Source organism: Streptomyces sp. NBC_00086, assembly GCF_026343255.1.
Taxonomy (GTDB): Bacteria; Actinomycetota; Actinomycetes; order Streptomycetales; family Streptomycetaceae; genus Streptomyces.
Genome location: NZ_JAPELZ010000001.1, coordinates 2,915,486 through 2,939,929, shown reverse-complemented (window position 1 = coordinate 2,939,929; position 24,444 = coordinate 2,915,486). Strand labels below are relative to the sequence as shown.

The window sequence follows — 24,444 nt, the reverse complement described above, 5'->3', positions numbered from 1 at the left end:
TCCGGGCCGGGCCCATCGGCGTACCCCGGGTGGGGTGGGGCGTCGGCTGTCGGCCCTGGGTGGGTGGGCCGCTGCGCGGGGCCTTCCCCCACCCCGCCCCTTCCCGAAACCGGGCTCCGCCCGGACCCGCGCCTCAAACGCCGGCGGGGCTGGAGGACGCGGGGCTCCGCCCCGGACCCCGCGCCTCAAACGCCGGCGGGGCTGGAGAGGGCCGGCGGGGCTGGAGGGAGATCGGTGGGCTACTTCAGGGCCGAGTGCTTTTGCCATTGTTCCCAGGAGAGGTTCCACTCGCCGAAGCCGTTGGCGGCGGAGACCGTTTCCTTGCCGCCCGTTACGTCGAAGACGTCGCCGATCTGGGCTTGGGCGTAGAACCACGTGGCGTCCGCGGTTTTCATGCCGATGCAGCCGTGGCTCCTGTTCGCCGAGCCGATGTAGCTCTCCGCCCATTCCGCCTGGTGCGCGAACGTGCCCGAGACCGTCATGCGCATCGATTTGTCGACCCACTGGTCGTAGCCGGTCAGGCCGACCGAGCCGGCCGTCATCTTGATCCTTCCCTCCTTGGCCATGAGGAGCATCTTTCCGCTCCACGTCGGGGTCTTCGCCGGGTCGCCCGCCGTGATCGGGAGGGACTTCACCACCCGGCCGTCGCGCTCCAGGGTCAGTTCGTGGGCGGTGATGTCCACCTTGGCGATCTGGCTCCTGCCGATGGTGGCGGAGGTCGAGTACGACCTCGTCAGGTAGCGGCCGGACCCCGTGTCCACCCCCGACAGGGGGGCTTCCAGGGTCACCTGGGTGCCCGGCTTCCAGTACTCCTTCGGGCGCCAGTCCACGCGGTCCTTGCCGGTGAGGGTCTCCGTCAGCCAGCCCCACGAGCCCTCGGTGCCGTTGTTCGTGGTCACCTTCAGCCGCCGCTCGATTCCGGCCTTGTTCTTTATCTTGTGGTCGAAGGTGAGGGAGAGCGGCTGGCCCACGCCCACCGTCGTCTTGGCCGAGGGGAGTACGGTCACCGTTTCCGTCTGGCCCTCGGAGGGAGCGAGGGTGCGGAAGGAGGATGCGGACGTGGTCTCCTTGCCGTCCGGTGAGGCGGTCGTCGCGCTCACCTTGTACTCGGTGTCCACCGCCAGGCCGTCCTTCGGCGTGAACGCCCCGTCAGCTCCGTCGGCTCCGCCGGCTCCGTCCTCGAACGTGCCCTCCACCGGCTTCCCGTCGGGTCCGGTCACGGTCAGCGCCTTCAGCGCGCCGTTGTTCACGCGCGCCGTCAGCGGCTGGTCCGGCTTGACGTCCTTCGCCCCGTCAGCCGGTACGAGGCTCAGCTCGGCCGGCGGCCGCGAGGCCTGCTCCGAGTCCCCGCCCCCGCCGCCCCCGCACGCCGTCACGGACAGGGCGAGCAGCGTGAGCAGAGTGAAGACGGGAGTGATTGCTGCCTTGCGCATGGGTAGGGGAACCTCCGGCTAGAGCCCGGGCATTGGGGCCGGGATGTCCGGTATGAGGCGGTCCGATCGTCCTCGGTTTCAGTCGGGACGGAATTCGGGACGATCAAGGACCAAAGTCATGCAACCCGGAATTTATGGGTCATTCGACTGGAACCCCGCATCCACGACCGACGTCCTGACCAGTGCGAGCTCACACGGTGGACGTCGATATGGGGAGTTGAGACAGCACATGGGGTTCATGACGCACACGCGGATGCGGAGCACGAAGGCACGGATCGCCGTCGCCGGAGCGGTGGCGGCGGTGGCCGCGACCGCGTGGGGGGTGACGGCGCTCGTCGACCCGGGCCACGACACCAACCACCAGAACGTCTCCCGGCAGAGGCAGGCCGACGACCCCGCGAAGGGCGGCGGCGACGCCGAGCCGCAGGCGCCCGGGAAGCCGGGCGGGCAGGTTCCGGAGGGCATAGCCCACGCGTCGGAGAGCGGCGGCGACGCGGTCAACATCACCATCGACGACGGGCCCGACCCCAAGTGGACCCCGAAGGTGCTGGACGTACTGAAGAAGTACGACGTGAAGGCGGTCTTCTGCATGATCGGACCGCAGGCCAAGGAGCACCCCGACCTGGTCAAGAAGGTCGTCGCGGGCGGCCACCGGCTCTGCGACCACACCATGGACCACAACACCGGGATGGACAAGAAGCCCCTCGCCTACCAGCAGCAGCAGATCCTCGACGCGAAGAAGCAGATCGAGGACGCCGCGGGCGGCGGGGCCAAGGTGGAGTACTACCGGGCCCCCGGCGGCGCGTTCACCCCCGAGAGCCGGGCCCTGGCAGCGGCCAACGGCATGCGCCCGCTCGGCTGGAACGTCGACACCAAGGACTTCAGCAAGCCGGGCGTGGCCGCGATCGTCGGCACCGTCAAGGCCGAGATCGGCAACGGCCCGACCGTCCTCTTCCACGACGGCGGCGGCGACCGCACCCAGAGCGTCGAGGCCCTCGACCAGGTCCTGGCCTGGCTGAAGGAGCAGGGCCGCCCCACCGGCTTCCCCGTGGTCACCGGCCCCAGCGCCTGACCCGGAGCCGGCGCCTGACGCGCCGTCCGGATCAGCCGCTTCGAGACCGCCCGGGCGTAGCGCGCGTCCACCCCCGCCCGGCCGGATCCCGTACGGGTGAAAGGGCGCCCGGCGTCGTTCCGGCCCGCCGGAGGGGCCCGTTGGTCCGGGCATGAACCGCACCCGCACCGCCGCCCTCGTCCTCGCCGCCGCCGCGGCGGCCCTCGCCCCGGCCCTTTCGGGCGGCGCGGCCACCGCCGCGGGCGGCGCGTCCTACCTCCAGGACCCGAGCGGAGGGGAGGGGAAGATGAAGTCGATGTGGACCAAGGACGACATGCACAAGGTCGAGGCGCAGTTCCGCTTCCACCCCGGCATCCAGTACAAGACCGTCACCCGCCCCGGCCCCAAGGGCGCCGAGGAGTACGAGCGCAAGGTCGGCGACCCGAGCACCCTGGCCTGGGAGCCCGGGTACGAGTTCGCGTGGTCGGTGTCGGATTCGCAGGGGGTCAAGAAGCTGCTGACGACGAAGGACGGCAAGCAGGTGTTCGTCCTGCACGCCGTCCTGCGCAACGCCCGGAGCGCGGAGGTGGCGCGGGTGCACCAGGAGCTCAAGGACCGGCCCGCGACGGGCCGTACGAAGATCGCGGGCGGCAAGCGCATCACGTGTGACACCGGGAAGTACACGGTGGAATGGTCGGTGACCCGCACCGGCTACGGCACCCTCACCGGGTCCCTGCCGTGGGACTCCAGCTGCGAGCAGTACCGCACGGCCTTCACCCCGAAGAACCAGGGCGCGAGCTAGGCGATCCAGCCGAGCCGCACGGTCGGAGGGGCGGGTGCAGGAGGTGGGCCGGCCGCCCCGCGCGCCTTGTGGGCGCTCGCGGGCGACTGGGCCTGGGCCTTGGATCAAGGCCGTACCAGCCATGATGCCGCGCGGGGTGGGGCGCGGCAGGGGGCGAAGGTCCCTTTCGGCAGGGGCGTTCGGGGGTATTTCCACGTCGGCGCGGCCGCGCGTCGGCGCGTCAGCGGGCCTTCTCGACCTCGTTCGCCTTGGAGGCGATCTCCTCCAGGACGGTCTTCGGGTCGCCGCCGGGGTCCACGGCGCGGCCGATGTTGCGCTTGATGGTGTCACTGATGACCACCCAGGACGGGTTGTTGACCGGGTAGAGCTGCGCACCGCGCAGGGCGTTCAGGAACTGCTGGTCGTTCTTGTCCATGCCCGAGCTCCCGGCCATCGTGCGGGAAGCCGAGACCGTGGACGGCAGCAGGTGGTAGCGGCCGGCGAAGTCCGACAGGTTCTTGTCCCGGTAGACGAACTCCAGGAACTTGCCGATCTCCTCGCGGTGGCCGTTCTGCTTGAAGGCCATCATCCAGTCGGCCACGCCCACGTTCGGCGGGACCTCCCCGGTGTTCAGCATGTCCGAGGCGGGCATCGCGACGGCGCCGACGGTGATCCCCTTGGCGCGCGCCTCGTGGGCGAGCTGGGGGTAGCCGTTCAGCATGCCGACCTCGCCGCGCGTGAAGGCGGCGAAGGCGTCGGCCCGGTTGAGCTTGGACGGCGGAACGGGACCGAGCAGCCCGGGGGTGACCAGGTTCTCCTTGATCCACTTGAAGGTCAGGATGTTCTGCTCGGAGGCCAGGCTGTAGTTGCCGCTGCTGTCGGCGTAGCCGCCGCCGTTGGTGAGCTCCCAGATCATCGCCTCGGCGTGGGCCTCCTCCGGGCCCAGGGGCATGGCGAACGGGGTCTTGACGCCCTCGGCCTTGAGCGCCGTGGCGGCGGCCTTCAGGTCCAGCCAGGTCTTGGGCTGCCAGCCGTTCTTGGAGTCCTTCGGGATGACCCCGGCGTCGGTGAGCAGCTTCTCGTTGTAGAAGAGGAGACGGCTGCTCGCCACGAAGGGCAGGCCGTAGAGGGTGTTGCGGACGGAGCCGGCGTCGGAGAGGGGCTGCAGGAAGTTCGCCTCGGCGGAAACCGAGAGGAGTTCGGGCGCGGAATAGAGCTTGCCCTGCGCCGCGAAGTCCGAGTAGCCGCCCATGAGGGCCATGTCCGGGGCGTTGCCGGCCTTGACCATGCGGGAGACTTCCCGGTCGATGTCGGCCCATGGCAGGAGCTCCACCTGGACCTTGATGCCGGGGTTCGAGGCGGTGAAATCAGCCGTCACCTTGTCCCAGAAAGCCTTGGAACTGCTGTTGGCCGAGGCGTCGCCGTATTCGGCGGCGACGAGGCGGAGCGTACCGCTGTCATCAGCGCTTCCGCCGGAGCTGCCGCAGCCGGCCAGCGGTATCAGCAGACCGAGCACGACCGTGGTGGCGGCCGCGCCGAAGATTCTTCGTCGCACGGGTGGGTTCCCCTGGTTTTCTTTTGAGTCGCGTTATTACTTATGAGTTACTCCGGGCTGTGCTGTCCCTCAGTGGCCCGTTGGCCGGAATTCTCTCCTGAGGGAGGGTGGTTGGTTCCATTGGGTCGGTACTTGTGTTCAATGCTCCAAGTGTGGCAATTCCGAATGGTGTTTTCCGATATGTGATCAACAATCCGGACGCGCGTAGACATGCCAAAAAGCCCGTTTCCGGCCACGGGGCGCGACGAAACGGGCGGGAGTGGCGGGAAACGGGCGGGAGGGAACGGTGGGGAGGGGGAGCGGGCGGTGTCTCAGTCCGCGAAGTCGCCCGCGTACGGATCGGGCTCGCCCGTTTCGGGGTTGCGCCCCTCCTGCCAGCGGCGCTGGGCCTTGCGCCAGTGCACGAAGCTGAGGTGGCCGCCGTCCCAGAAGGTGATGCTGACCGGGCTCACGTCGAACTCGTCGGAGCACAGCAGGTAGAGGAACTCGGCCATGCCGTACGGGTACACCGCGAAGGAGTCGGCGGTGTGCCGGCCGACCACCAGGACGGGCCAGCGGTCCGGGTCGGGGTCGGTCGTCAGCCAGCACAGGATGTCGGAGCCGCCGGTGACGCCCCAGGCGAGGATCGACTCCGGGTCCACGTCGAAGGCGGCCCGGCCGCCCTCCGCCTCCCAGACCTGGCGGGCGTTGGCCGTCTCCTCCGCCATCTGCGCCGGGTCCCACTGGAGTCCGGGCTTGGGCAGCGGAAGCAGCACGCTCGCCTCGCCGTTGATCGAGCCCGCGCCGAAGCGGCCCATGAAGGCGATGAAATCGGCGGGGAACCGGCTGCCCCAGGTGGCCTCGGCCGCCTGCCAGTCGATGTCCTCGTCGGCTCCGTGGGTCGCCGGCATGATCTGCTCCAGCGCTTTGACGCGCGCGTTCTCGGTCATGCCGCTCCCCTGCCACACCCCAGCTCAACCGCCCCAACCTACCGCCGGTGTGGGTGCGCGCCTAGCGCGTGGTGAGACGGACCCGGAGCGGGGAGCCGACGCGCAGGCCCCAGGCGGCCATGGCGCCGGCCTCGGCCTCCAGGACGTGACGGGCGCGCAGCCGGGGGAGGCCGAGCCGGCCGGGGGCCATGGTGGTCAGCGCGATGACCGTGAGCCTGCGGTCGAGGTGGGCCACGTCGATGGGGAAGCGCATCCGGAAGGTGTGCACGCTCGACGCGGGGGTCAGGAGCATCGCGCCCTCGATGCCGTCCCGCCCGAGCAGGCCGCGCGTGCGGGCCCGGTAGGAGGCGGCCACCTCCACGGGCACCTCCACGGGCACCCCCAGGAGCCCCTCCAGGGGCTCCGGTGGCCCCTCCGGCGGCTCCGCGTGCCCCGCGGGCATTCCCGGCGCCGCCCCCCGGTCGACGTAGAGCGTGCCCCCGCCGTCACGCCACCGCTCCCTCTTCCCCATGGGGGCCACCCTAGGGCCGGATCCGCTTCCCGACCCGGGCTTCGGCGTCAAGGCGGCGCACCCGACGGGGTCCCCCTGGGGAGGGAAGCCCGCGGGTTGGTCCGTACGGGCTCAGGCCGGGCGCCGCAAGGGTTGTGGGGGTGTTCCGGCTCTGCGGAGTGCTCCCGGACGGCTCCGGAGCGTAATCGTGTCGCGGTGATGCACGCAGCAGGCTTTACGAAGGGTTATGGTGGAACCCCCCCTCGGGCCGGTCCGTATCCCCCCCCACGGACCGGCCCGTTTTTTGTCTCCGTGCACTGCCGGAGCAGCGCCGGGCAAAGGCGCAGGTCAGCCCCGCTGGGCCCAAATGTTGGCGCCGGGGGTGGAGACCGCGAAGGAATCGATCTCCTTCAACTCCTGCTCCGAGAGCGGTGCGCCGGACAGGGAAGCCACGTTTTCTTCGAGCTGCTTGACGCTCGACGCGCCGATCAGCGCCGAGGTCATCCGCTCGTCCCGCAGCACCCAGTTCAGCGCGAGCTGAGCCAGCGTCTGCCCGCGCCGCGCCGCGATCTCGTTCAGCCCGTTCAGCCGGCGCACGACCTCGTCCGACAGCAGGTCCGGGTTGAGGGACTTGCCCTGGGTGGCCCGCGAGCCCTCAGGAATGCCCTTGAGGTACTTGCCCGTAAGCAGCCCCTGCGCGAGCGGCACGAAGGAGATGCAGCCCATGCCGGCCTCCTCCAGGGTGTCCAGCAGGCCGTCGTCCTCCGTCCAGCGGTTGATCATGGAGTACGAGGGCTGGTGGATGAGGGGACGGATCCCCATCTCCTTCAGCAGCCGCGCCGCCTCCGCCGTCTGCTCCGCGGTGTACGAGGACACGCCCACGTAGAGCGCCTTGCCCTGCTGGACCGCGGACGCCAGTGCGCCCATGGTCTCCTCCAGCGGGGTCTCCGGGTCGAAGCGGTGCGAGTAGAAGATGTCGACGTAGTCGACGCCCATCCGCTTCAGCGAGGCGTCCAGCGAGCCGAGCAGGTACTTGCGGCTGCCCCATTCGCCGTACGGGCCCTCGTGCATGAGGTAGCCGGCCTTGGTGGAGAGGACCAGCTCCTCGCGGTGGGACGCGAAGTCCTGCGCGAAGATCTTGCCGAAGTTGAGCTCGGCCGAGCCGGGGGGCGGGCCGTAGTTGTTCGCCAGGTCGAAGTGGGTGACGCCGAGGTCGAAGGCCCGGCGCAGGATCGCCCGCTGGGACACCAGGGACGCGTCGTCGCCGAAGTTGTGCCAGAGGCCGAGGGAGATCGCGGGGAGCTTGAGGCCGCTGCGGCCGGTGCGCCGGTACTCCATGGAGTCGTAGCGCGAGGGCTCTGCCCGATAGGGATTGTTTTCAGTCACGTTGTCCTCCCTATCACGGACTTGTGACAGGACCGAGTTGGGTGCCGGATCCCTCTCCGCAGTAATGTGGCGGTCTGTGGCGGACTTGGGGGGACCATCGCATTCCGCACGGGGGTATCGCTCGGAGGGGCTGGAAGATCGTGAAGCTGCGCGACCTGGTACGCCGTCCTGTGTACAGGCTCTACGCACGCCGGGTGGAAGGCCGCATCGACCATGACGAGACGCCCAAGCACATCGGCGTGATCCTGGACGGGAACCGGCGCTGGGCGAAGGCGTCCGGAGGCACGACGGTGCAGGGCCACCAGGCCGGCGCCGACAAGATCTCCGAGATGCTGGGCTGGTGCACCGAGACGGACGTCGAGGTCGTCACCCTGTGGATGCTCTCCACGGACAACCTGGACCGGCCCGAGGTCGAGCTCCGCCCGCTGCTCAACATCATCGAGAACACCGTCCGGGGCCTCGCCGCCGACGGCCGCTGGCGCGTCCACCACGTCGGCAACCTCGACATCCTGCCCGCCGGGACCCAGAGCGTCCTGAAGGAGGCCATGGAGGCCACCCGCAACGTCGACGGGATACTCGTCAACGTCGCGGTCGGCTACGGCGGCCGCCAGGAGATCGCCGACGCGGTCCGCTCGCTCCTGCTGGAGCACGCCTCGAAGGGCACCTCCTTCGAGGAGCTCGCCGAGATCCTCGACATCGAGCACATCGCGGAGCACCTCTACACGCGCGGCCAGCCCGACCCGGACCTGGTGATCCGCACCAGCGGAGAGCAGCGGCTGTCCGGATTCATGCTGTGGCAGAGCGCGCACTCCGAGTACTACTTCTGCGAAGTCTTCTGGCCGGCTTTCCGCAAGGTCGACTTCCTGCGCGCCCTGCGCGACTACGCCGCCCGCCACCGGCGCTACGGCACCTGATCCGCCCGGCAGGGTGTCCGTACGGCACCTGACCTGCGGGTCTCTAATGTGCCCCCGGCATCTCACAGCCACCTCACGGCGCGCCCGGACTCCTCCGTGGCGCGCCGTACCCGTGTTCCCGTACGCCCTTCCCGCCCCCGGGAACCCTCCGCGCGAGGCCTTCACCAGGGATTCACCGAGCGTCCGTCATATGCCATGGCATGGCTGGACCCATTCGGGGAATATCCCTTGCAGGTCGACGCCCGATCCACGGGTGTCGAGTCTCAGCGGACGGCATGGGGTCGTCCGCCCGGGAGGCCCTTTGCACCAGGACGCACGTGCGGTTCGCACGGACGGAGTGGAGGGCCGGAAGTCGGCCCGCGCAGGGGTGCCGATGACCGGTCCGGTCTTCATGGCCCGACCTCTTCCGAGGGGGTACGTCCTTCCGTGGTGACCAGCACAAAGAGCCGCCTGCCCGACAGGCGGACCTACGTCCTCGACACCAGCGTCCTGCTGGCAGACCCCAACGCGATCTCCCGGTTCGACGAGCACGAGGTAGTGCTCCCGATCGTGGTGATCACCGAGCTGGAGGCAAAGAGGCACCATCCCGAACTCGGCTACTTCGCCCGCCAGGCCCTGCGCCTGCTCGACGACTTCCGGGTTCGCTACGGACGCCTCGACGCACCCATCCCGCTGGGCGATCTGGGCGGCACCCTGCGCGTCGAGCTCAACCACTCCGATCAGAGCGTCCTGCCCGCCGGTTTCAGGCTGGGGGACAACGATTCGCGGATCCTCGCGGTCGCACGCAACCTCCAGGCCGAGGGCTACGACGTCACGGTCGTCTCGAAGGATCTCCCCCTGCGCATCAAGGCCTCCTCCGTGGGGCTGATCGCCGAGGAGTACCGCGCGGAGCTCGCGATCACCGATGCCGGCTGGACCGGCATGAGCGAGCTGGCACTCTCCGGGGAGCAGGTGGACCTCCTCTTCTCCGAGGAGCGGCTCTACGTACCGGAGGCCGCGGAACTTCCCGTGCACACCGGGCTGGTCCTCCAGTCCGAGCGCGGCAAGGCCCTCGGCCGGGTCACGGCCGACGGCAACGTGAAGCTCGTGCGGGGCGACCGCGAGGCCTTCGGGCTGCACGGCCGCAGCGCCGAGCAGCGGATCGCGCTCGACCTCCTGCTCGACCCCGAGATCGGGATCATCTCGATGGGCGGCCGGGCCGGCACCGGAAAGTCGGCCCTGGCGCTGTGCGCGGGGCTGGAGGCCGTACTGGAGCGCAGGCAGCACCAGAAGGTGATGGTCTTCCGGCCGCTGTACGCGGTCGGCGGCCAGGACCTCGGCTACCTCCCCGGCGACGCCAACGAGAAGATGAGCCCGTGGGCCCAGGCGGTGTTCGACACCCTCTCGGCGGTCGCCGGGCGCGCGGTCATCGAGGAGGTGCTCAACCGCGGGATGCTGGAGGTCCTGCCGCTCACGCACATCCGCGGCCGCTCGCTGCACGACGCGTTCGTGATCGTGGACGAGGCGCAGTCGCTGGAGCGCAATGTCCTGCTGACCGTTCTGTCCCGTATCGGGGCCAATTCGCGGGTGGTCCTCACCCATGACGTGGCCCAGCGGGACAACCTGAGGGTCGGCCGGTACGACGGAGTCGTCGCCGTGGTCGAGAAACTGAAGGGGCATCCGCTCTTCGCGCACGTCACGCTGACCCGTTCGGAGCGTTCCCCGATCGCCGCGCTGGTCACCGAAATGCTGGAGAACCTGTAGGGCCCCCGGCCGGCCCGCACGGGCCGCAAAGCAGGTAAAACGCCCATAGCGGGAAGGTGAGTTGGCGCCGCCCGGCAAAGGCCAGAGAGCCTAGCCGGGCGGCGCCTTCACGCACAGGGGTTTGTCGAAACCAGGGGCGACATGCCAGGTGTGACCTTTCCCACGCAACGGAGAATTGCCCTGTGGCGTCGAGGTCCGGCAGAGTCTGTTTTCCGTCAGGCCCCGCATACGGCACACCTGTATCTCCCGTGAGATGCGCGCAGTACCGCTAACTCCACAATCGATCGCCGTATGCCGCCCGGAGCATCACGCGGCACTCCCGCAAGGGAGTTGCCCACGGGCCCGCGCCTCCAGTGACCGAACCACCACGGAGGCCAGTGTCGAGGGCACTATTGCGCCCGCTCGGTCACTGCGGACGCTGCTGGAAGGAAACCGTGTGAGCCGGATCTCGGTTCGGGGATTCGCCGTGGCTTCGGCCACCGCCGTCACCACCGTCGGCGCAGTCGTGGGTGTTGCCACCGGCGACCCCGTCGCGAACGATCTCGAGACGACCGCGTCCGGGGTGACCCTCCTCACGGACATCCCGCTCGGCGAGCAGGCACAGGTCCAGAACGCGTCCCTGACGCAGCAGGCCGACTCCATCGCCCACGCCGCCGACTCCGACGCCAAGCGCTCGGTGGAGGAAGCGGCCCGCATCCAGGCCGCCCAGGACGCCAAGGCGAAGAAGGCCGAGGCGCAGAAGGCCGCGGACGCCAAGGCGAAGAAGGAGCGTGAGGAGAAGGAGCAGGCTGCCAGCCGTTCCGCCTCCCGCGACGGATCCTCGTTCGCACCCCAGGCCTCGTACACGGTCGCCCAGGTCAAGGCGATCGCCCAGCAGATGGTCCCGGCGGGGCAGTTCCAGTGCTTCTCCAACATCATCAACCGGGAATCCACCTGGAACTACCTGGCCGTGAACAAGTCCTCGGGCGCCTACGGCCTCGTCCAGGCCCTGCCCGGCTCGAAGATGGCCTCGGCGGGCGCCGACTGGCGCACCAACCCCGCCACGCAGATCGAGTGGGGTCTGAACTACATGAACTCCCGCTACGGCAGCCCGTGCGGAGCCTGGAGCTTCCACCAGGCCAACCACTGGTACTAGTCACACCGGCAGACCCCGGGACGAGAGCGCGCCCGCGCGCCTCAACCCCGAAGAGCCCCGCATCGTCCTACGGTGCGGGGCTCCTCGCGTGTACGGTCTTTCGAGGTGTGCCCCGGCACGCGGATCCAGGCGGGGGAAGGGAACGACATGGCGAAGACAGGCTGGCTCGGCGTGCTCGGCAAGAGGCTGAGCCGTGTCGAGGCCCGGCTCGCGGAGCGGCGCGCCGAGGTCGAGGCCGAAACCTCCGACGACGGGCCGTCCGCGGTCCAGGCCTCCACCGCCCCCGTCTCCCCGCCCTCCCCGCCGTCGGTGTACTCCGGTGCCGGACACGGCGGCTACGCCACCCCCGTGCGCCCCGACCCCGTGTCCGTCATCCCGTGGGGCATGCGCGTCGCCGCCGAGGCGAGCTGGCGGCTGCTGCTGCTCGCCGGGATGCTCTGGGTCCTGATGAAGGTGATCAGCGAAGTCCGCCTGGTCGTGCTGGCCTTCGCCGCCGCCCTCCTGGTGACCGCGCTGCTCCAGCCCTTCGTGGTCCGGCTGCGCCGGCTCGGCATGCCCCGGGGACTGGCCACGGCCGTCACCGCGGTCCTCGGGTTCGTGGTCATCGGGCTGGTCGGCTGGTTCGTGGTCTGGCAGGTCATGGACAACCTCGACCAGCTCTCCGAGCGGCTGCGCGAGGGCATCAACGAACTCAAACTCTGGGCACTGGACAGTCCGTTCCACGTGACCGAGAAGCAGATCAACGACATCGCCAAGAACCTCAGCGAGACCATCGGCACCAACACCGAGCAGATCACCTCCGCCGGCCTGCAAGGCGTCACGGTCCTCGTCGAAGTGCTGACGGGCATGCTGCTCGCGATGTTCTCCACGCTCTTCCTGCTCTACGACGGCAAGCGCATCTGGGTCTGGAGCACGAACCTGCTCCCCGCCGCGGCCCGCCCGGGCGTAGCCGGCGCCGGTCCGCGCGCCTGGCGCACGCTGACCGCGTATGTGCGCGGCACGGTGCTCGTGGCCCTCATCGACGCCGTGTTCATCGGCCTCGGGCTGTACTTCCTCGACGTGACGATGGCCGTGCCGCTCGCCGTCTTCATCTTCCTGTTCGCCTTCATCCCGCTCGTCGGCGCCGTGATCTCCGGCGCCCTCGCCGTGGTCGTGGCCCTGGTGACCCAGGGGCCGTTCACCGCGGCGATGGTGCTGCTGGTGGTCCTGGCCGTGCAGCAGATCGAGGGCCACGTGCTCCAGCCCTTCATCCTGGGCCGGGCGGTACGGGTCCACCCGCTCGCGGTGGTGCTCTCGGTGGCGGCCGGCGGCCTGGTCGCCGGCATCGGTGGAGCGGTCGTCGCCGTGCCGCTGGTCGCCGTCACCAACACCGTGGTCGGGTACCTGCGGGCCTACTCCCGCGAACAGCTTCACCACGGGCTCTCCCCGGTCGGCCCCGGGCCGCACGGTGCGACGGCCCTGGGCCAGACGGCAGCCGAGGCGGAGGAGGCCCGTACGGGTGATAACGGAGCCTGAGTTCGACGGCGGCTCATCCGGCATACCGGGGCCGTACGGCCCGCAAGAGCCGGAAGGGCCGCAGGGACCGGAGCGCTACGAGGGGTCCCCGCCTCCCGGCCGCCGCCGCCCCTGGCGGTGGGCGCTGGGCGGAGCCCTGATCGCCTCCACGCTGTGGGCGGGCGCCTGGTGGGGCGCGACCCCGCACGACGACCGCCCGCCGCTGCGGTACGGGCTGCCCGCGAGCCTGTGCGACGAGGCGAAGCTGCCCGCGCTGGCCCGGCTGAGCGAGGTCCGGTGGCAGTCCACCCCGAGACGGTTCGAGCATCCGGCCGTGGACCAGGCGTACTGCCAGCTGAGCACCTCGAACGACCCCTCGGAGAGCCCCGGGCTGCAGCTGTCGTACGAGGTCCAGACCTCGATGACCCTGCACAAACGGACCGACCCCGCGCCGGAGTTCGGCGCGGATCCCGAGCCCGCGGGCTGGATCGGCATGAGCCGCTCGGACCCGCACTCGGTGCCGGGGCTCGGGGAGCGGGCGCTCATCTGGGAGATGGGGTACGAGCAGTCGTGGCGGCTGACCGTCCTCGACGGGGGCGCGGTGTTCACCATGAACGTGACGGTGTGGGCGTTCGGCGGGGACGAGGTCGACGGCGACGGCAATCCGATCGCCGGCTCCGGGCCCCCGAAAGATCCGCCGAAGCCCGATTCCGACGCGGTCCAGGCTGCGATGATCGACGACATGCACGGCCTGATGAAGGCGTTGCGCAGGTAGGCGCGGTGCGCGCCGCAGCCGCAGGGGTGCGGGGGACGGGGGGACACGGGGATGATCGGCGAGCCTGAGACCGACGGGGACTGGGACACGGCGAGCGGGGCGGAGGGGGCTGCGGAGCACCTTCCGCGCGAACGCGAACCCGAACGCGGGCATGGACGGGGTCCGCGGACTCCGTGGCTGTGGGCGCTGGGTGGAGTGGTGGCCGCCTCGGCGGTGTGGGCGGGCACCCTGGCCGCGCAGGACCGTTTCGCCGATACCCCGCGCATCGACTACCGGCACGCCGAGAACCTGTGCCGGGAGGTCTCGCTCCAGGTGCTGGGCAAGACCATCGACCGGACGCCCAAAGACGCCGACAGCAGCGACGCGAGCGAGGGCCGCAGCGGCGCGCAGGACTGGGCGCACTGCGCCGTCCGCCTGAAGAACGCGCAGGAGCGCCTCTCGTACCAGGCCCAAGTCCTGGTCGAGCTGCACAAGAAGACCGATCCGGGACCGGAGTTCGGCACCGGGCCGCTGGGAATCACCGGGTTGCGGATCGACCCCGAGCAGCGCCGCGAGGTGCCGGGTCTGGGCGACCGGGCGATGCTCGACCGGTATTACGGGAGCGGCGGGGACCGGCTGACGGTGCTGGACGGCGGGGCCGTCTTCACGCTGACCGTGGAGTGGTTCGCGACCTCCGCGGGGGAGCAGGAGTCCGTGGACGAGGACGCGATCGACGGGGCGATGATCGAGGACGTGCGGGCGCTGATGGCGAAGCTGCGCCGGTAGGTCCCGCCCGCCATCGCCGCACGGTCCCCACGGAGTGCGAAAGGGCCCCCGCGGCCGGGAGCGGCTGCGGGGGCCCTTTGCTGCGGGCGGGGTGTCACTCGCCGGCGAGGGCGGCCTCGGCGTCGAGGGTGACGGCGACGGCCTGGATCACCGAGGCGATCTTGAAGGCCTCCTGGACCGTCTCGCGGTCCACGCCGGCCTTGCGCAGGACCTGCTCGTGCGAGTCCAGGCACTGGCCGCAGCCGTTGACGGCGGAGACGGCGAGCGACCACAGCTCGAAGTCGACCTTGTCCACGCCGGGGTTGCCGATGACGTTCATCCGCAGGCCCGCGCGCAGGGTGCCGTACTCCGGGTCGGAGAGCAGGTGGCGGGTGCGGTAGAAGACGTTGTTCATCGCCATGATCGCGGCGGCCGCCTTGGCGGCGGTGTAGGCCTCCGGCGACAGGGCTGCCTTGGCCTCCGGCTCCAGCTCACGCAGGACGCGCGGGGAGCGCGCGGCGATGGCGCAGGACAGGACGGTGCCCCACAGCTGCTGCTGCGTCAGGGAGTCCTGATTGCCGATGACCGAACCGAGGTTCAGCTTCAGGTCCTTGGCGAAGTCCGGCAGGGCGGACTTGAGGGAGTCGAGGGACATCGCTCACTCACCGGCCAGCAGCGCGCCGGCGTCGATGGTGCTCTCGCCCTTGTTCCAGTTGCAGGGGCACAGCTCGTCGGTCTGCAGGGCGTCGAGGACCCGCAGGACCTCCTTGGGGTTCCGGCCGACGGAACCGGCGGTCACCATGGAGAACTGGATCTCGTTGTTCGGGTCCACGATGAAGACGGCGCGCATCGGGAGACCGTCCTGGCCGAGGATGCCGAGGTCGGCGCAGAGCTCGCGCTTGATGTCGGACATCATCGGGAAGGGCAGGTCGCGCAGGTCGGCGTGGTCCTTGCGCCAGGCGTGGTGCACGTACTCGGAGTCGAGCGAGAAGCCGAGGATCTGGGCGTCACGGTCGGCGAACTCGTCGTTCAGCTTGCCGAAGGCGGCGATCTCCGTCGGGCACACGAAGGTGAAGTCGAGCGGCCAGGAGAACATGATCTTCCACTTGCCCTCGTAGGTCTTGTGGTCGATCTGCGCGAACTCGGCTCCGGCCTCCAGCGAGACGCAAGCGGTCAGGTCGTAGGTGGGGAACTGGTCGCCGACAGTGAGCACGTGCTCTCCTTGCGCAAAGGAAAGTGACCCTTTTGGGGGCTTTCCGGGGGGTTGGACGTATCTCACATGCTGACACAGCCGCATTGATTGCGGAAATAGCTAGCCTGGTGCCCAGTGATCGGAGGTGCCTATCAATGGCTGTGGGTCATAGAGGACCGAAACAGGCGACGCTCGCCCAGCTGCGGGTCTTCGCCGTCGTCGCCGAGCAGTTGCACTTCCGGGACGCGGCCGCCGCGATCGGGATGAGCCAGCCCGCGCTCTCCGGGGCCGTGTCCGCGCTGGAGGAGGCGCTCGGGGTGCGGCTGCTGGAGCGGACCACGCGCAAGGTGCTGCTCACGCCCGCCGGGGAGCGGATCGCGGTCCGGGCGCGGGCCGTGCTCGACGCGATGGGCGGGCTGCTGGAGGAGGCCGAGGCGGTACGGGCCCCCTTCACGGGGGCCCTGCGGTTCGGGGTGATCCCCACCGTGGCCCCGTACCTGCTGCCGACGGTGCTCGGGCTCTTCCACCGGCGCTACCCGCGGCTCGACCTCCAGGTGCACGAGGAGCAGACGGCCTCGCTGCTGGAGGGGCTGGCCGGCGGGCGGCTCGACTTGCTGCTGCTCGCCGTACCGCTCGGGGTGCCCGGCGTCACCGAACTGCCGCTCTTCGACGAGGACTTCGTCCTGCTCGCGCCGCGCGATCACCCGCTCGCCGGCCGCAAGGACATCCCGCGCGAGGAACTGCGCGGCCTGCGGCTGCTCCTCCTCGACGAAGGGCACTGCCTGCGCGACCAGGCCCTCGACATCTGCCACGACGCGGGACGCGTCGCCGGCGCGGACGTCACCACGACCGCCGCCGGGCTGTCCACCCTCGTACAACTGGTCGCCGGGGGGCTCGGCGTCACGCTGCTGCCGCGCACCGCGCTGCGCCTGGAGACCGCCCGCAACGAGCTCCTGGCCACCGGGTACTTCGCCGAACCGGCGCCCTCCCGGCGGATCGCGCTGGCCATGCGGACGGGAACGGCCCGCGAAGAGGAGTTCCGCGCCGTCGCCGACGCCCTGCGCGAAGCCGTACGCCCGCTCCCCGTCTGGCTGACCGACTAGGCCGAGACGGAAGGAGCGGGCGTACGGGGCTGCGTGCGCGGCCCGGGTTACTCCGTGCGCAGCCCGTCCGGGCGCATCAGGCGCAGCAGCGGCGGCAGGCTGAGCAGGGTCACCAGGACGGACACGCCGCCGCCGATGCCGATCATCGACAGGATCGAGGTCCAGTCGATCCGGAGGGTGACGGCCGCCATCTGCATCAGCACCACGCCGAGGGCGACTCCGACCACCGTGGCCAGGGCCAGGCCCAGGCCGATCGGCAGGGCGGTCTGCCAGAACACCGACATGCTCAGCGTGGAGCGCTTCGTACCGAAGGCGACCAGCGCCGACAGCAGCTTCTTGCGCTCGCGCAGCTGCTCCAGCTGGGAGACCAGCAGGCTGGCGCCGATCAGCATCAGGACGCAGGTGGAGCCGACGAAGAGGCCCGTGCGGATGGAGGAGTACCGCTTCGCGGTCTCGACGGCCTGCATGGTCATGGCGACGGCCAGCGGATCGGCCTTGAAGGCCGCCGTGCGGGCCAGCTCCAGGGCGTCGGGCTGCTTCGGGTCCAGCTTCACGTACACCTGCGAGGTGTGGAAGTCACCGAGCGCCTTCGGGGCCGCGGCCGGGGTGACGAGCAGGCCGTTGCGCAGCGTGCCGTTCGGGTCCTTGCGGGCCGGTGCGGTCTTCGCGTCGGCGGGCACCGTCCAGGGGGTGGGCGGGGCGCCCTCGCCGTCGTAGACGTTTCCCGCGAACAGCTTCTCGCCCGGCCGGGCGGTGTCGCCGTCCATGCCGCCGGAGTCGGCGCCGCCGGTGAGGACGAAGGCGTCGCCGTCCTTGCAGGAGGGCAGGTTGCCCACTTCCCTGAGGGCGGCGCAGGTGCCGATCGTCAGGGAGATGGACTTGTCCTCGTAGGACATGCCCGCGGTGCGCGCGGCCTGGGTCGAGGTCAGGGCGACGGCCTGGGTGACGCCCTCGGCCCCGGCCAGCTTTCGGCCGACGGCCTCCACGCCCTCGGAGGAGCGCATGAGGATGGAGAGCGAGGCCCGGGTCGGGTCCTGGCCGGTCTCCCGGGTGTACGAGGCCTCGGTGCCGGCGAAGAGCATCTGCAGGGCGATGGCTCCGGCGACCGCCACCGCGATGCCGTTGACCAGCCGGGCGGCGCTGCCGCTGGTGAGCTGGAGCCGGCGGGAGGCGAGCTGCCAGGAGACCGGGCCCGCGCCGCCGATGCCGCCGACGACCCGTTCCAGCACCCAGGGGAGCAGCACGGTGATGCCGGCGAGGAGCAGGACCACGCCACCGGAGACCTGCCACTGGTTGAACTGTCCGCCGTCGTTGCCGCGGCCCATCATCGGGGCCAGCAGGCCGATTCCGGCGAGCGGGAGCAGCAGCCGCCACCAGACGCGGCGCCGCCGCGGGGTCGTCGTACGGACCACGCCGAGCGGCTCGATGACCACGCCGCGCAGGGCGAACAAGGTCACGACGACGGCCGCGCCGGGTACCGCGATCGCGACGAGCGCGGCCAGCCAGGGGGTCGGGTTGAGGTCGGCGGCGAAGACGCTGCGCTGCTGGAGGTTCATGGCCGGGGCGAGCTGCCGGGCGGCCAGGAAGAAGCCGGTGCCCAGCACCAGGCCGATCAGCGAGCCGCCCATGGCCTCGCCCGCGGCGATCCGGCGGACCATCCGGCCGTCGGCGCCCACCAGGCGCAGCGCCGCGAGCCGGCGGTCGCGCCGGTCGCCGCCGAAGCGCACCGCGGCGGCGATGAACACGCCGACGGGCATCAGCAGGGCGACGAACGTCAGCACCACGAGGAGGGTGAGGACGGGGTCCAGCGCCTCCTCCTGGACGGCGATCTCGAAGGCGGTGACCCGCTTGACGGAGCTGGGCGCGGCCTTCTGGAGTTCGGCGAGCTTGTCGCTGCCCGCGTAGAAGTAGAGGTCGCCGGGGCCCACCAGGCCCGCGTCGCCGATGGTCGCGACGATCTTCCCGTCGAGGCGGTCGCGCAGCAGTTCGCCCTCGCCGGTCTTCATCAGCTTGTCGAGGGCGGGGGAGACGGCCAGTTCGCCGGGGCCGGGGAACTTCTTCAGGCCGGGCGGCAGCGGGGCGTCCGGCCCCTCGGGCTGTACGAGCCGCCCGTCGACCCCGTAACCGTGGTACGACTGGTCCGCGTCCACGATCAGCAGGGTGTCGCGGCCGGCCTCCCGGATCTGGGGTGCGCCGGACGTCTGGCGTGCTTCGCCGCGCGCGTCGCGGGCCGCCAGGGCGCTGGGGATCGCGCTGGTGACGAGCAGCAGGGCCACGCCGAGGCCGACGCCGACGCCGGTCAGGAGGGTGCGGGTCCAGCCCTCGCGGCCGCCGCCGAAGGCGAAGCGGGCGCCGAGGGCGAGGTCTTGCAGCCAGACGGCGAGCGCGCTCTGCTCGCCCGGGCCGACCGGGCTGCCGGGGCCGGCGTGCCCGCCCTGCCTGCTGTGCTCGGTGTGCTTGGTGTGGGTCCCGTGACTCATACCGCGCGCTCCATGTCGCGGGACTTGCCGTCGCGCACGACGATCTCGCGGTCGGAGTACGCGGCCACGCGGGTCTCGTGCGTGACGAGGACGACGGCGGCGTTCGTGGAGCGGGCGGCCTCGGTGAGCAGCTGCATGACGAGCTCGCCGTTGAGGGAGTCGAGGGCGCCGGTGGGCTCGTCGGCGAAGATCAGCCGGGGGTTGGTGACGAGGGCGCGGGCGACGGCGACGCGCTGGCCCTGGCCGCCGGAGACCTCGCCGGGGCGCTTGCGGCCGAGGTCGTCGACCTGGAGCCGCTCCATCCATTCCAGGGCGGTCCGCTCGGCCTGCTTGCGCTTGACGCCGGTGAGGCGGAGCGGCAGGGCGACGTTCTCGACGCAGGTGAGCTCGGGGACGAGCTGGCCGAACTGGAAGACGAAGCCGAACTCGCCGCGGCGCAGGGCGCTGCGCTCTGCGTCGTTCATCGCGGAGAGCTCGCGTCCGGCGTAGGTGATGGTCCCGGAGTCGGGGGTGACGATCCCCGCGAGGCAGTGCAGCAGGGTCGACTTGCCGGACCCGGAGGGGCCCATGATGGCGACGACCTCGCCGGCGTGGATGGAGAACCCGGCGCCGTCCAGGGCGTGGGTGGTGCCGTAGGTCTTGCGGAGGTCCGTGGCGCTGAGCAGCGTGCCGGCCGGGGTCATCGTCGTATCTCCTGGGCGAGCTGGTCGAGGCGGGCGGCGGTGAGTTCGAGCCACCGCAGGTCGGCTTCGAGGTGGAACAGGGCGTGGTCGCAGACCAGCTGGTCGGCGAGGTCCCCCTTGCGCTTGCGCTGGGTGAGGATGCGCATCAGGCGCAGGTGCTCGGCGCGCTGGGTGTCCAGCAGCTCCTGGGCGCTGCGGCCGGTGAGGAGGGCGAGGACGACCTTGGTGTAGAGGGTCGACTGGAGGTACGGCTCGGGCTTCTCCGGCTGGGCGAGCCAGCCCTCGACGTCGGTGATGCCGGCATCGGTGATCGCGTACCGCTTGCGCTCGGGGCCGCCGCCGCTCTCCACCCCGTCGACCTCGACCAGACCGTTCTTCAGCAGCCGGGACATGGTCGAGTAGACCTGCCCGTAGGCGAGGGGACGGTCGTGGCCGAATCTCTCGTCGAAGGTCCGCTTGAGGTCGTAACCGTGCCGGGGACCGGCCTCCAGGAGGCCGAGGAGTGCGTGACTGATGGACATGCCGAGGACTATACACGCGGTGTATACGCTCGATGTATACACACAGTGCAGAGGTGATCTTGGGGTGCTTTGCGTTGATTCGGAAGGGGGGTGAGGGTGCATGGGGCGCGGCTCCGGGCGGGAACGCGAAACGGCCACCGCGAGGGGCGGTGGCCGTTTCGGTGCCGGCGGCGGACGCTCGGCTCAGGAATCCGGAGAGGTGCGGGGGCGGCCCCGGGGCGGGATCGGGCCCGCCCCGCCGGGGAGCCGGCCGGCTTCGGCCAGGGCGCGGCGGAGCAGGAACTCGATCTGGGCGTTGGCGCTGCGCAGTTCCTCCCCCGCCCACCGCGCGAGCGCGTCGTGCACCTGCGGGTCGAGCCGCAGCAGCACTTGCTTGCGGGCCTGCCGCCCGGCCGCCTTGGGGGGCGCCGAGGGTTCCCCGCCGGCCGGGCCGGCGGAGGCCCGGCCGGCGGGGGAGTCCGTGCCGTCGTCGGGGATCACTGGTAGAGGGTGCCCGTGTTGATGACCGGCTGGGCCGCGCGGTCGCCGCACAGGACCACCATCAGGTTGGACACCATCGCCGCCTTCCGTTCCGGGTCGAGGTCCACGATCTCCTGCTCCGCGAGGCGGGTCAGGGCGAGCTCGACCATACCGACCGCGCCCTCGACGATCTGCTTGCGCGCCGCGACGATCGCCCCCGCCTGCTGCCGCTGGAGCATCGCGGAGGCGATCTCCGGGGCGTACGCGAGGTGGGTGAAGCGGGACTCGATGATGTGGACGCCGGCCGCCTCGACGCGGGTGGACAGTTCGGCGGCGAGCTTCTCGGTGATCTCCTCGGCATTGCCGCGCAGCGACAGGCCGCCGTCCTCGTGGGCGTCGTAGGGGTACTCGATCGCGATGTGCCGGACGGCCGCCTCGGTCTGGGTCTCGACGAACTCGGTGAAGTCCTCGACCTCGAAGACGGCCCGTGCGGTGTCCTCGACCCGCCACACCACCACGGCCGCCAGCTCGATCGGGTTGCCGTAGGCGTCGTTGACCTTCATGACGGCCGTCTCGTGGTTGCGGACCCGGGTGGACAGGGGCCGGCGGGAGGTCAGCGGGTTGACCCAGCGCAGTCCGTCGGTGCGCACGGTGCCGCGGTAGCGGCCGAACAGCTGGACCACGCGGGCCTCGCCCGGCGCGACCGTGTTCAGGCCGCTCATGGCGATGATGGCGGCGATGGTCAGCAGGACGCCCGCCGCGATCAGGCCCGCCTTGGCCCCGTCGCTCCCGGACACCGCGCCGAGCGCGACCAGGCCCGCCCCGGCCGCCACACCCGCAAGGCCGAGCAGCAGCGCGAGCCCGCCGCCCACGCTCCGCGCGGGGAACTCCCGTACGCCGGCCTCGGTACCGCCCGTGGTGTTCGTCATCGTCTGCCCCGTTCCCTTCGGTCGCGGCCGGTCGAGCCGCTTATCAAAGTGATATCACTTTTTTGGGCCCGGCGGGAGTCGGGTGGGAGTCGTAAGGGAGTTGGGGGAGGGTGCTGAGGGGGCGCCGGGAGGGGGGTGGGTGGCGGGCGCGCGGCGGGTGGCGCGAAAGTGGTGCGGAGTCCGGCAACCTCAAGGGCTCCGGCTGCGTCGGTTCCGGTGGGCCAGGTGCTCATTGTCACGTCCGAATTGCCTGAATTGTCTATCGGTTGGCCGGTTTTTGTCACAGACTCCGGTGTTAGCTTTCTGAGCTGACGTCGGGGGGTTATCGAGCGGAGCGGGAGCGATGGGCCGAGCAGAAGCGCGACGGGCGCAGCAGCAGCGCGGTGCGCGACGAGCGCCGCGCGGGCGCGGCAAGGGCAAGGGCGGGAAGCCGACCGGCATACGCCGCTTCTTCACCTGGAAGAAGGTGCTCGGCACCTTCTTCGGGACGATGCTGCTCGGCATGGCGGCCCTGGTCGGCCTCTACTTCTACGTGGAACCGCCGGACCCCAACGCCGAGGCGCTGACGCAGAACAACGTCTACAAGCTCTCCGACGGCAGCGTCATGGCCCGGGTCGGCGCCAAGAACCGTCAGATCGTGTCGATCGACAAGATCCCGAAGAACGTGCAGACGGCCTTCATCGCGATCGAGAACAAGTCCTTCTACACCGACCGGGGCATCGACCTCAAGGGCATCGGCCGCGGCCTGTTCAACACCGTCACCGGCAAGGGCAAGGCCGGTGGTTCGACGATCACCCAGCAGTACGTCAAGAACTTCTACCTGACGCAGGACCAGACGGCGACCCGCAAGCTGAAGGAGCTGATCATCTCCCTCAAGGTCGACCAGGAGATGGAGAAGCCCCAGATCCTCGCGGGTTACCTGAACACCAACTTCTACGGCCGCAACGCCTACGGCATCCAGGCCGCGGCCCAGGCCTACTACGGGGTCGACGCCGAGAAGCTGACCCTGGAGCAGGGCGCGTACCTCGCCGCCGTCCTGCAGGCCCCCAGCCAGTACGACTGGGCGACCGCCGGCCCGAACGGCAAGAATCTGGTCATGATCCGCTTCAACGGCGTCCTCGACAACATGGTCGAGATGGGCGAGCTGGACCAGGCCAAGCGCCGGGAGATGAAGTTCCAGGAGCCGATCAAGCCCAAGGCCGCCGCCGGATCGGAGGGCCAGAAGGGCTACCTGATCCAGGCCGCCGACGAGGAGCTCAAGCGGCAGACCGGCATGACGGAGGCCCAGCTCAAGGCCGGCGGCTGGGAGATCACCCTCTCCATCGACCCGAAGAAGCAGGCCGCGCTGGAGAAGGCCGTCCAGGACGAGCTGGAATCCAAGCTCGACCGCAAGGGCCGCCCCGTCGACGCCGCCGTGCAGGCGGGCGCCACCTCCGTGGACCCGAAGACCGGCATGATCGTCGCGATGTACGGCGGCACCGGGCAGAGCGAGCAGTGGGCCAGCAACGCCCTGCGCAAGGACTTCCAGCCGGGCTCGACCTTCAAGCCGGTCGTGCTCGCCTCCGCCCTGGAGACCAAGGCGAGCACGCAGGACGGGAAGCCGATCACGCCCAACACCCTCTACGACGGCACCAGCAAGCGCCCCGTGGTCGGCAGCGACACCCCGTTCAACCCGCAGAACCAGGACGACCGCGACTACGGCAACCCGATGATGACGGTGCAGGCCGCCACCAACGCCTCGGTGAACTCCGTGTACGCCCAGATGATCGTGGACGTCGGGCCGAAGGAGGCGAAGCAGACCGCCCTGGAACTCGGCATGCAGGACCGCGAGGGCTGGCCCGAGGACCGGCCCGCCATGTCGCTCGGCACCATGAGCGCCGACACCCTGGAGATGGCCGGCGTCTACGCCACCTTCGACAACCACGGCAAGAAGGTCACGCCGAGCATCGTCAAGTCCGCCAAGCACGCGACCCGCGAGTACAAGCCGGTCCGCGCCGTCGGCTCCCAGGCGATCAGCCGCAAGACCGCCGACACCGTCACCAAGGTGCTCACCGGCGTCGTCGAGGACGGCTCCGGCCAGGCCGTGAAGAGCTCGGCCTACGAGGCCGCGGGCAAGACCGGCACCACCGAGAAGAACGTGGCCGCCTGGTTCACCGGGTTCACCCCCGAACTGGTCACCGTCGTCGCGATGTTCGGAGACGAGCCCGGCACCCACACCCAGACCAGCCTGACCGGCACCGCCGGCGGCGGACGTGCGGGCGGCTCCAGCTTCCCGGCCGCGATCTGGAAGCAGTACACCCTCGACGCGCTCAAGGGCGGGGACACGGACTCCTTCGACCTGGAGGAGGCGGACATGGGCAAGGTCCAGACGCCGAGCTCCAGCAGCTCCCCGTCGAGCACGCCGAGCACGTCCGCGAGCAGCACCCCGACGCCCCCGAGCCGGACGCCGTCCACCCCGACCCCGACGCCGTCGAAGCCGACTCCGACCCCCACGCCGTCGAAGCCGACCCCCACCCCGACGCCGTCGAAGCCGACGCCCACCGCGTCGAAGTCGACCCCGGCACCACCGGACCCCCAGCTGCCGAAGCCGTAGGCGGCGGAGCCACCCGGACGCACCACCGCCCCGCGGGCACGAAGCCGCGGGGCG

Annotated in this window: 22 protein-coding genes; 10 read left to right on the top strand and 12 right to left on the bottom strand. The window is 70.6% G+C overall.

The window, feature by feature from the left end:
• Positions 1–239: 239 nt before the first annotated feature.
• Positions 240–1,433, bottom strand: coding sequence for an Ig-like domain-containing protein (locus OG276_RS12840; RefSeq protein WP_266904992.1), 1,194 nt, complete (start codon positions 1,431–1,433; stop codon positions 240–242).
• Between the two features lie 238 nt (positions 1,434–1,671).
• On the opposite strand from OG276_RS12840, the gene OG276_RS12835 reads away from it, so the two are divergent.
• Entirely contained in the window at positions 1,672–2,505 is an 834-nt protein-coding gene (locus OG276_RS12835; RefSeq protein WP_266904990.1) for a polysaccharide deacetylase family protein, read from the top strand.
• A gap of 151 nt (positions 2,506–2,656) precedes the next feature.
• Positions 2,657–3,286, top strand: coding sequence for a hypothetical protein (locus OG276_RS12830; RefSeq protein WP_266904989.1), 630 nt, complete (start codon positions 2,657–2,659; stop codon positions 3,284–3,286).
• Positions 3,287–3,506: 220 nt separating this feature from the next.
• Here the strand turns inward: OG276_RS12830 and OG276_RS12825 are convergent, their stop codons facing one another.
• From OG276_RS12825 to mgrA, 4 genes are all read right to left on the bottom strand, one after another.
• Positions 3,507–4,820, bottom strand: a complete 1,314-nt coding sequence (locus tag OG276_RS12825) for an extracellular solute-binding protein (protein WP_266904987.1) — start codon at positions 4,818–4,820, stop codon at positions 3,507–3,509.
• Between the two features lie 311 nt (positions 4,821–5,131).
• On the bottom strand, positions 5,132–5,749 hold the full coding sequence (locus OG276_RS12820) for an SMI1/KNR4 family protein (RefSeq protein WP_266904985.1): 618 nt from the start codon (positions 5,747–5,749) through the stop codon (positions 5,132–5,134).
• 61 nt (positions 5,750–5,810) lie between these two features.
• On the bottom strand, positions 5,811–6,260 hold the full coding sequence (locus tag OG276_RS12815) for a DUF192 domain-containing protein (protein WP_266904983.1): 450 nt from the start codon (positions 6,258–6,260) through the stop codon (positions 5,811–5,813).
• A gap of 327 nt (positions 6,261–6,587) precedes the next feature.
• Positions 6,588–7,625 carry an L-glyceraldehyde 3-phosphate reductase gene (gene mgrA / locus OG276_RS12810; RefSeq protein ID WP_266904981.1) on the bottom strand — a complete coding sequence of 346 codons (1,038 nt, stop codon included), beginning with the start codon at positions 7,623–7,625 and terminating at the stop codon, positions 6,588–6,590.
• A gap of 140 nt (positions 7,626–7,765) precedes the next feature.
• On the opposite strand from mgrA, the gene OG276_RS12805 reads away from it, so the two are divergent.
• The 6 genes from OG276_RS12805 to OG276_RS12780 all read left to right on the top strand — a co-directional run bounded on the left by OG276_RS12805 (position 7,766) and on the right by OG276_RS12780 (position 14,451).
• Positions 7,766–8,539 carry an isoprenyl transferase gene (locus OG276_RS12805; RefSeq protein WP_266904979.1) on the top strand — a complete coding sequence of 258 codons (774 nt, stop codon included), beginning with the start codon at positions 7,766–7,768 and terminating at the stop codon, positions 8,537–8,539.
• Positions 8,540–8,965: 426 nt separating this feature from the next.
• Positions 8,966–10,282, top strand: a complete 1,317-nt coding sequence (locus tag OG276_RS12800; protein ID WP_266904977.1) for a PhoH family protein — start codon at positions 8,966–8,968, stop codon at positions 10,280–10,282.
• Positions 10,283–10,718: 436 nt separating this feature from the next.
• Complete coding sequence (locus OG276_RS12795) at positions 10,719–11,417, top strand: transglycosylase SLT domain-containing protein (protein WP_266904975.1); 699 nt, start codon at positions 10,719–10,721, stop codon at positions 11,415–11,417.
• A gap of 147 nt (positions 11,418–11,564) precedes the next feature.
• Entirely contained in the window at positions 11,565–12,932 is a 1,368-nt protein-coding gene (locus OG276_RS12790; protein WP_266904973.1) for an AI-2E family transporter, read from the top strand.
• On the top strand, positions 12,916–13,686 hold the full coding sequence (locus OG276_RS12785; RefSeq protein ID WP_266904971.1) for a hypothetical protein: 771 nt from the start codon (positions 12,916–12,918) through the stop codon (positions 13,684–13,686). The genes OG276_RS12790 and OG276_RS12785 overlap by 17 nt, the downstream gene beginning before the upstream one ends.
• A 51-nt stretch (positions 13,687–13,737) precedes the next feature.
• Positions 13,738–14,451 (top strand): hypothetical protein, encoded by a 714-nt coding sequence (locus tag OG276_RS12780; protein ID WP_266904969.1) that lies wholly within the window; start codon positions 13,738–13,740, stop codon positions 14,449–14,451.
• Positions 14,452–14,545: 94 nt separating this feature from the next.
• Here OG276_RS12780 and OG276_RS12775 read toward each other — a convergent pair whose 3' ends face one another.
• Together OG276_RS12775 and OG276_RS12770 are read right to left on the bottom strand one after the other, a co-directional pair.
• Positions 14,546–15,085, bottom strand: a complete 540-nt coding sequence (locus OG276_RS12775; RefSeq protein WP_266904967.1) for an alkyl hydroperoxide reductase — start codon at positions 15,083–15,085, stop codon at positions 14,546–14,548.
• Between the two features lie 3 nt (positions 15,086–15,088).
• Positions 15,089–15,643 (bottom strand): peroxiredoxin, encoded by a 555-nt coding sequence (locus OG276_RS12770; RefSeq protein ID WP_266904965.1) that lies wholly within the window; start codon positions 15,641–15,643, stop codon positions 15,089–15,091.
• A 134-nt stretch (positions 15,644–15,777) separates the two neighbouring features.
• On the opposite strand from OG276_RS12770, the gene OG276_RS12765 reads away from it, so the two are divergent.
• Positions 15,778–16,725: a hydrogen peroxide-inducible genes activator gene (locus OG276_RS12765; RefSeq protein ID WP_266904963.1), complete on the top strand. Its 948-nt coding sequence runs from the start codon at positions 15,778–15,780 to the stop codon at positions 16,723–16,725.
• A 47-nt stretch (positions 16,726–16,772) separates the two neighbouring features.
• On the opposite strand, the gene OG276_RS12760 is transcribed toward OG276_RS12765, so the two are convergent.
• The 5 genes from OG276_RS12760 to OG276_RS12740 all read right to left on the bottom strand — a co-directional run bounded on the left by OG276_RS12760 (position 16,773) and on the right by OG276_RS12740 (position 21,797).
• On the bottom strand, positions 16,773–19,205 hold the full coding sequence (locus OG276_RS12760) for an FtsX-like permease family protein (RefSeq protein WP_266904961.1): 2,433 nt from the start codon (positions 19,203–19,205) through the stop codon (positions 16,773–16,775).
• On the bottom strand, positions 19,202–19,888 hold the full coding sequence (locus OG276_RS12755; protein ID WP_266904959.1) for an ABC transporter ATP-binding protein: 687 nt from the start codon (positions 19,886–19,888) through the stop codon (positions 19,202–19,204). Before OG276_RS12755 ends, OG276_RS12760 begins: the two co-directional genes overlap by 4 nt.
• The gene (locus OG276_RS12750; protein WP_254382732.1) at positions 19,885–20,409 is read right to left on the bottom strand and encodes a PadR family transcriptional regulator; all 525 of its coding nucleotides are present in this window, start codon (positions 20,407–20,409) and stop codon (positions 19,885–19,887) included. The genes OG276_RS12755 and OG276_RS12750 overlap by 4 nt, the downstream gene beginning before the upstream one ends.
• Positions 20,410–20,592: 183 nt before the next feature.
• Positions 20,593–20,889 (bottom strand): hypothetical protein, encoded by a 297-nt coding sequence (locus OG276_RS12745; protein WP_266904954.1) that lies wholly within the window; start codon positions 20,887–20,889, stop codon positions 20,593–20,595.
• Entirely contained in the window at positions 20,886–21,797 is a 912-nt protein-coding gene (locus OG276_RS12740; RefSeq protein WP_266904952.1) for an SPFH domain-containing protein, read from the bottom strand. The genes OG276_RS12745 and OG276_RS12740 overlap by 4 nt, the downstream gene beginning before the upstream one ends.
• Before the next feature lie 343 nt (positions 21,798–22,140).
• Here OG276_RS12740 and OG276_RS12735 point away from each other — a divergent pair, with 343 nt between their 5' ends.
• Positions 22,141–24,390: a transglycosylase domain-containing protein gene (locus OG276_RS12735; RefSeq protein WP_266904950.1), complete on the top strand. Its 2,250-nt coding sequence runs from the start codon at positions 22,141–22,143 to the stop codon at positions 24,388–24,390.
• The last annotated feature ends 54 nt before the right edge of the window (positions 24,391–24,444 follow it).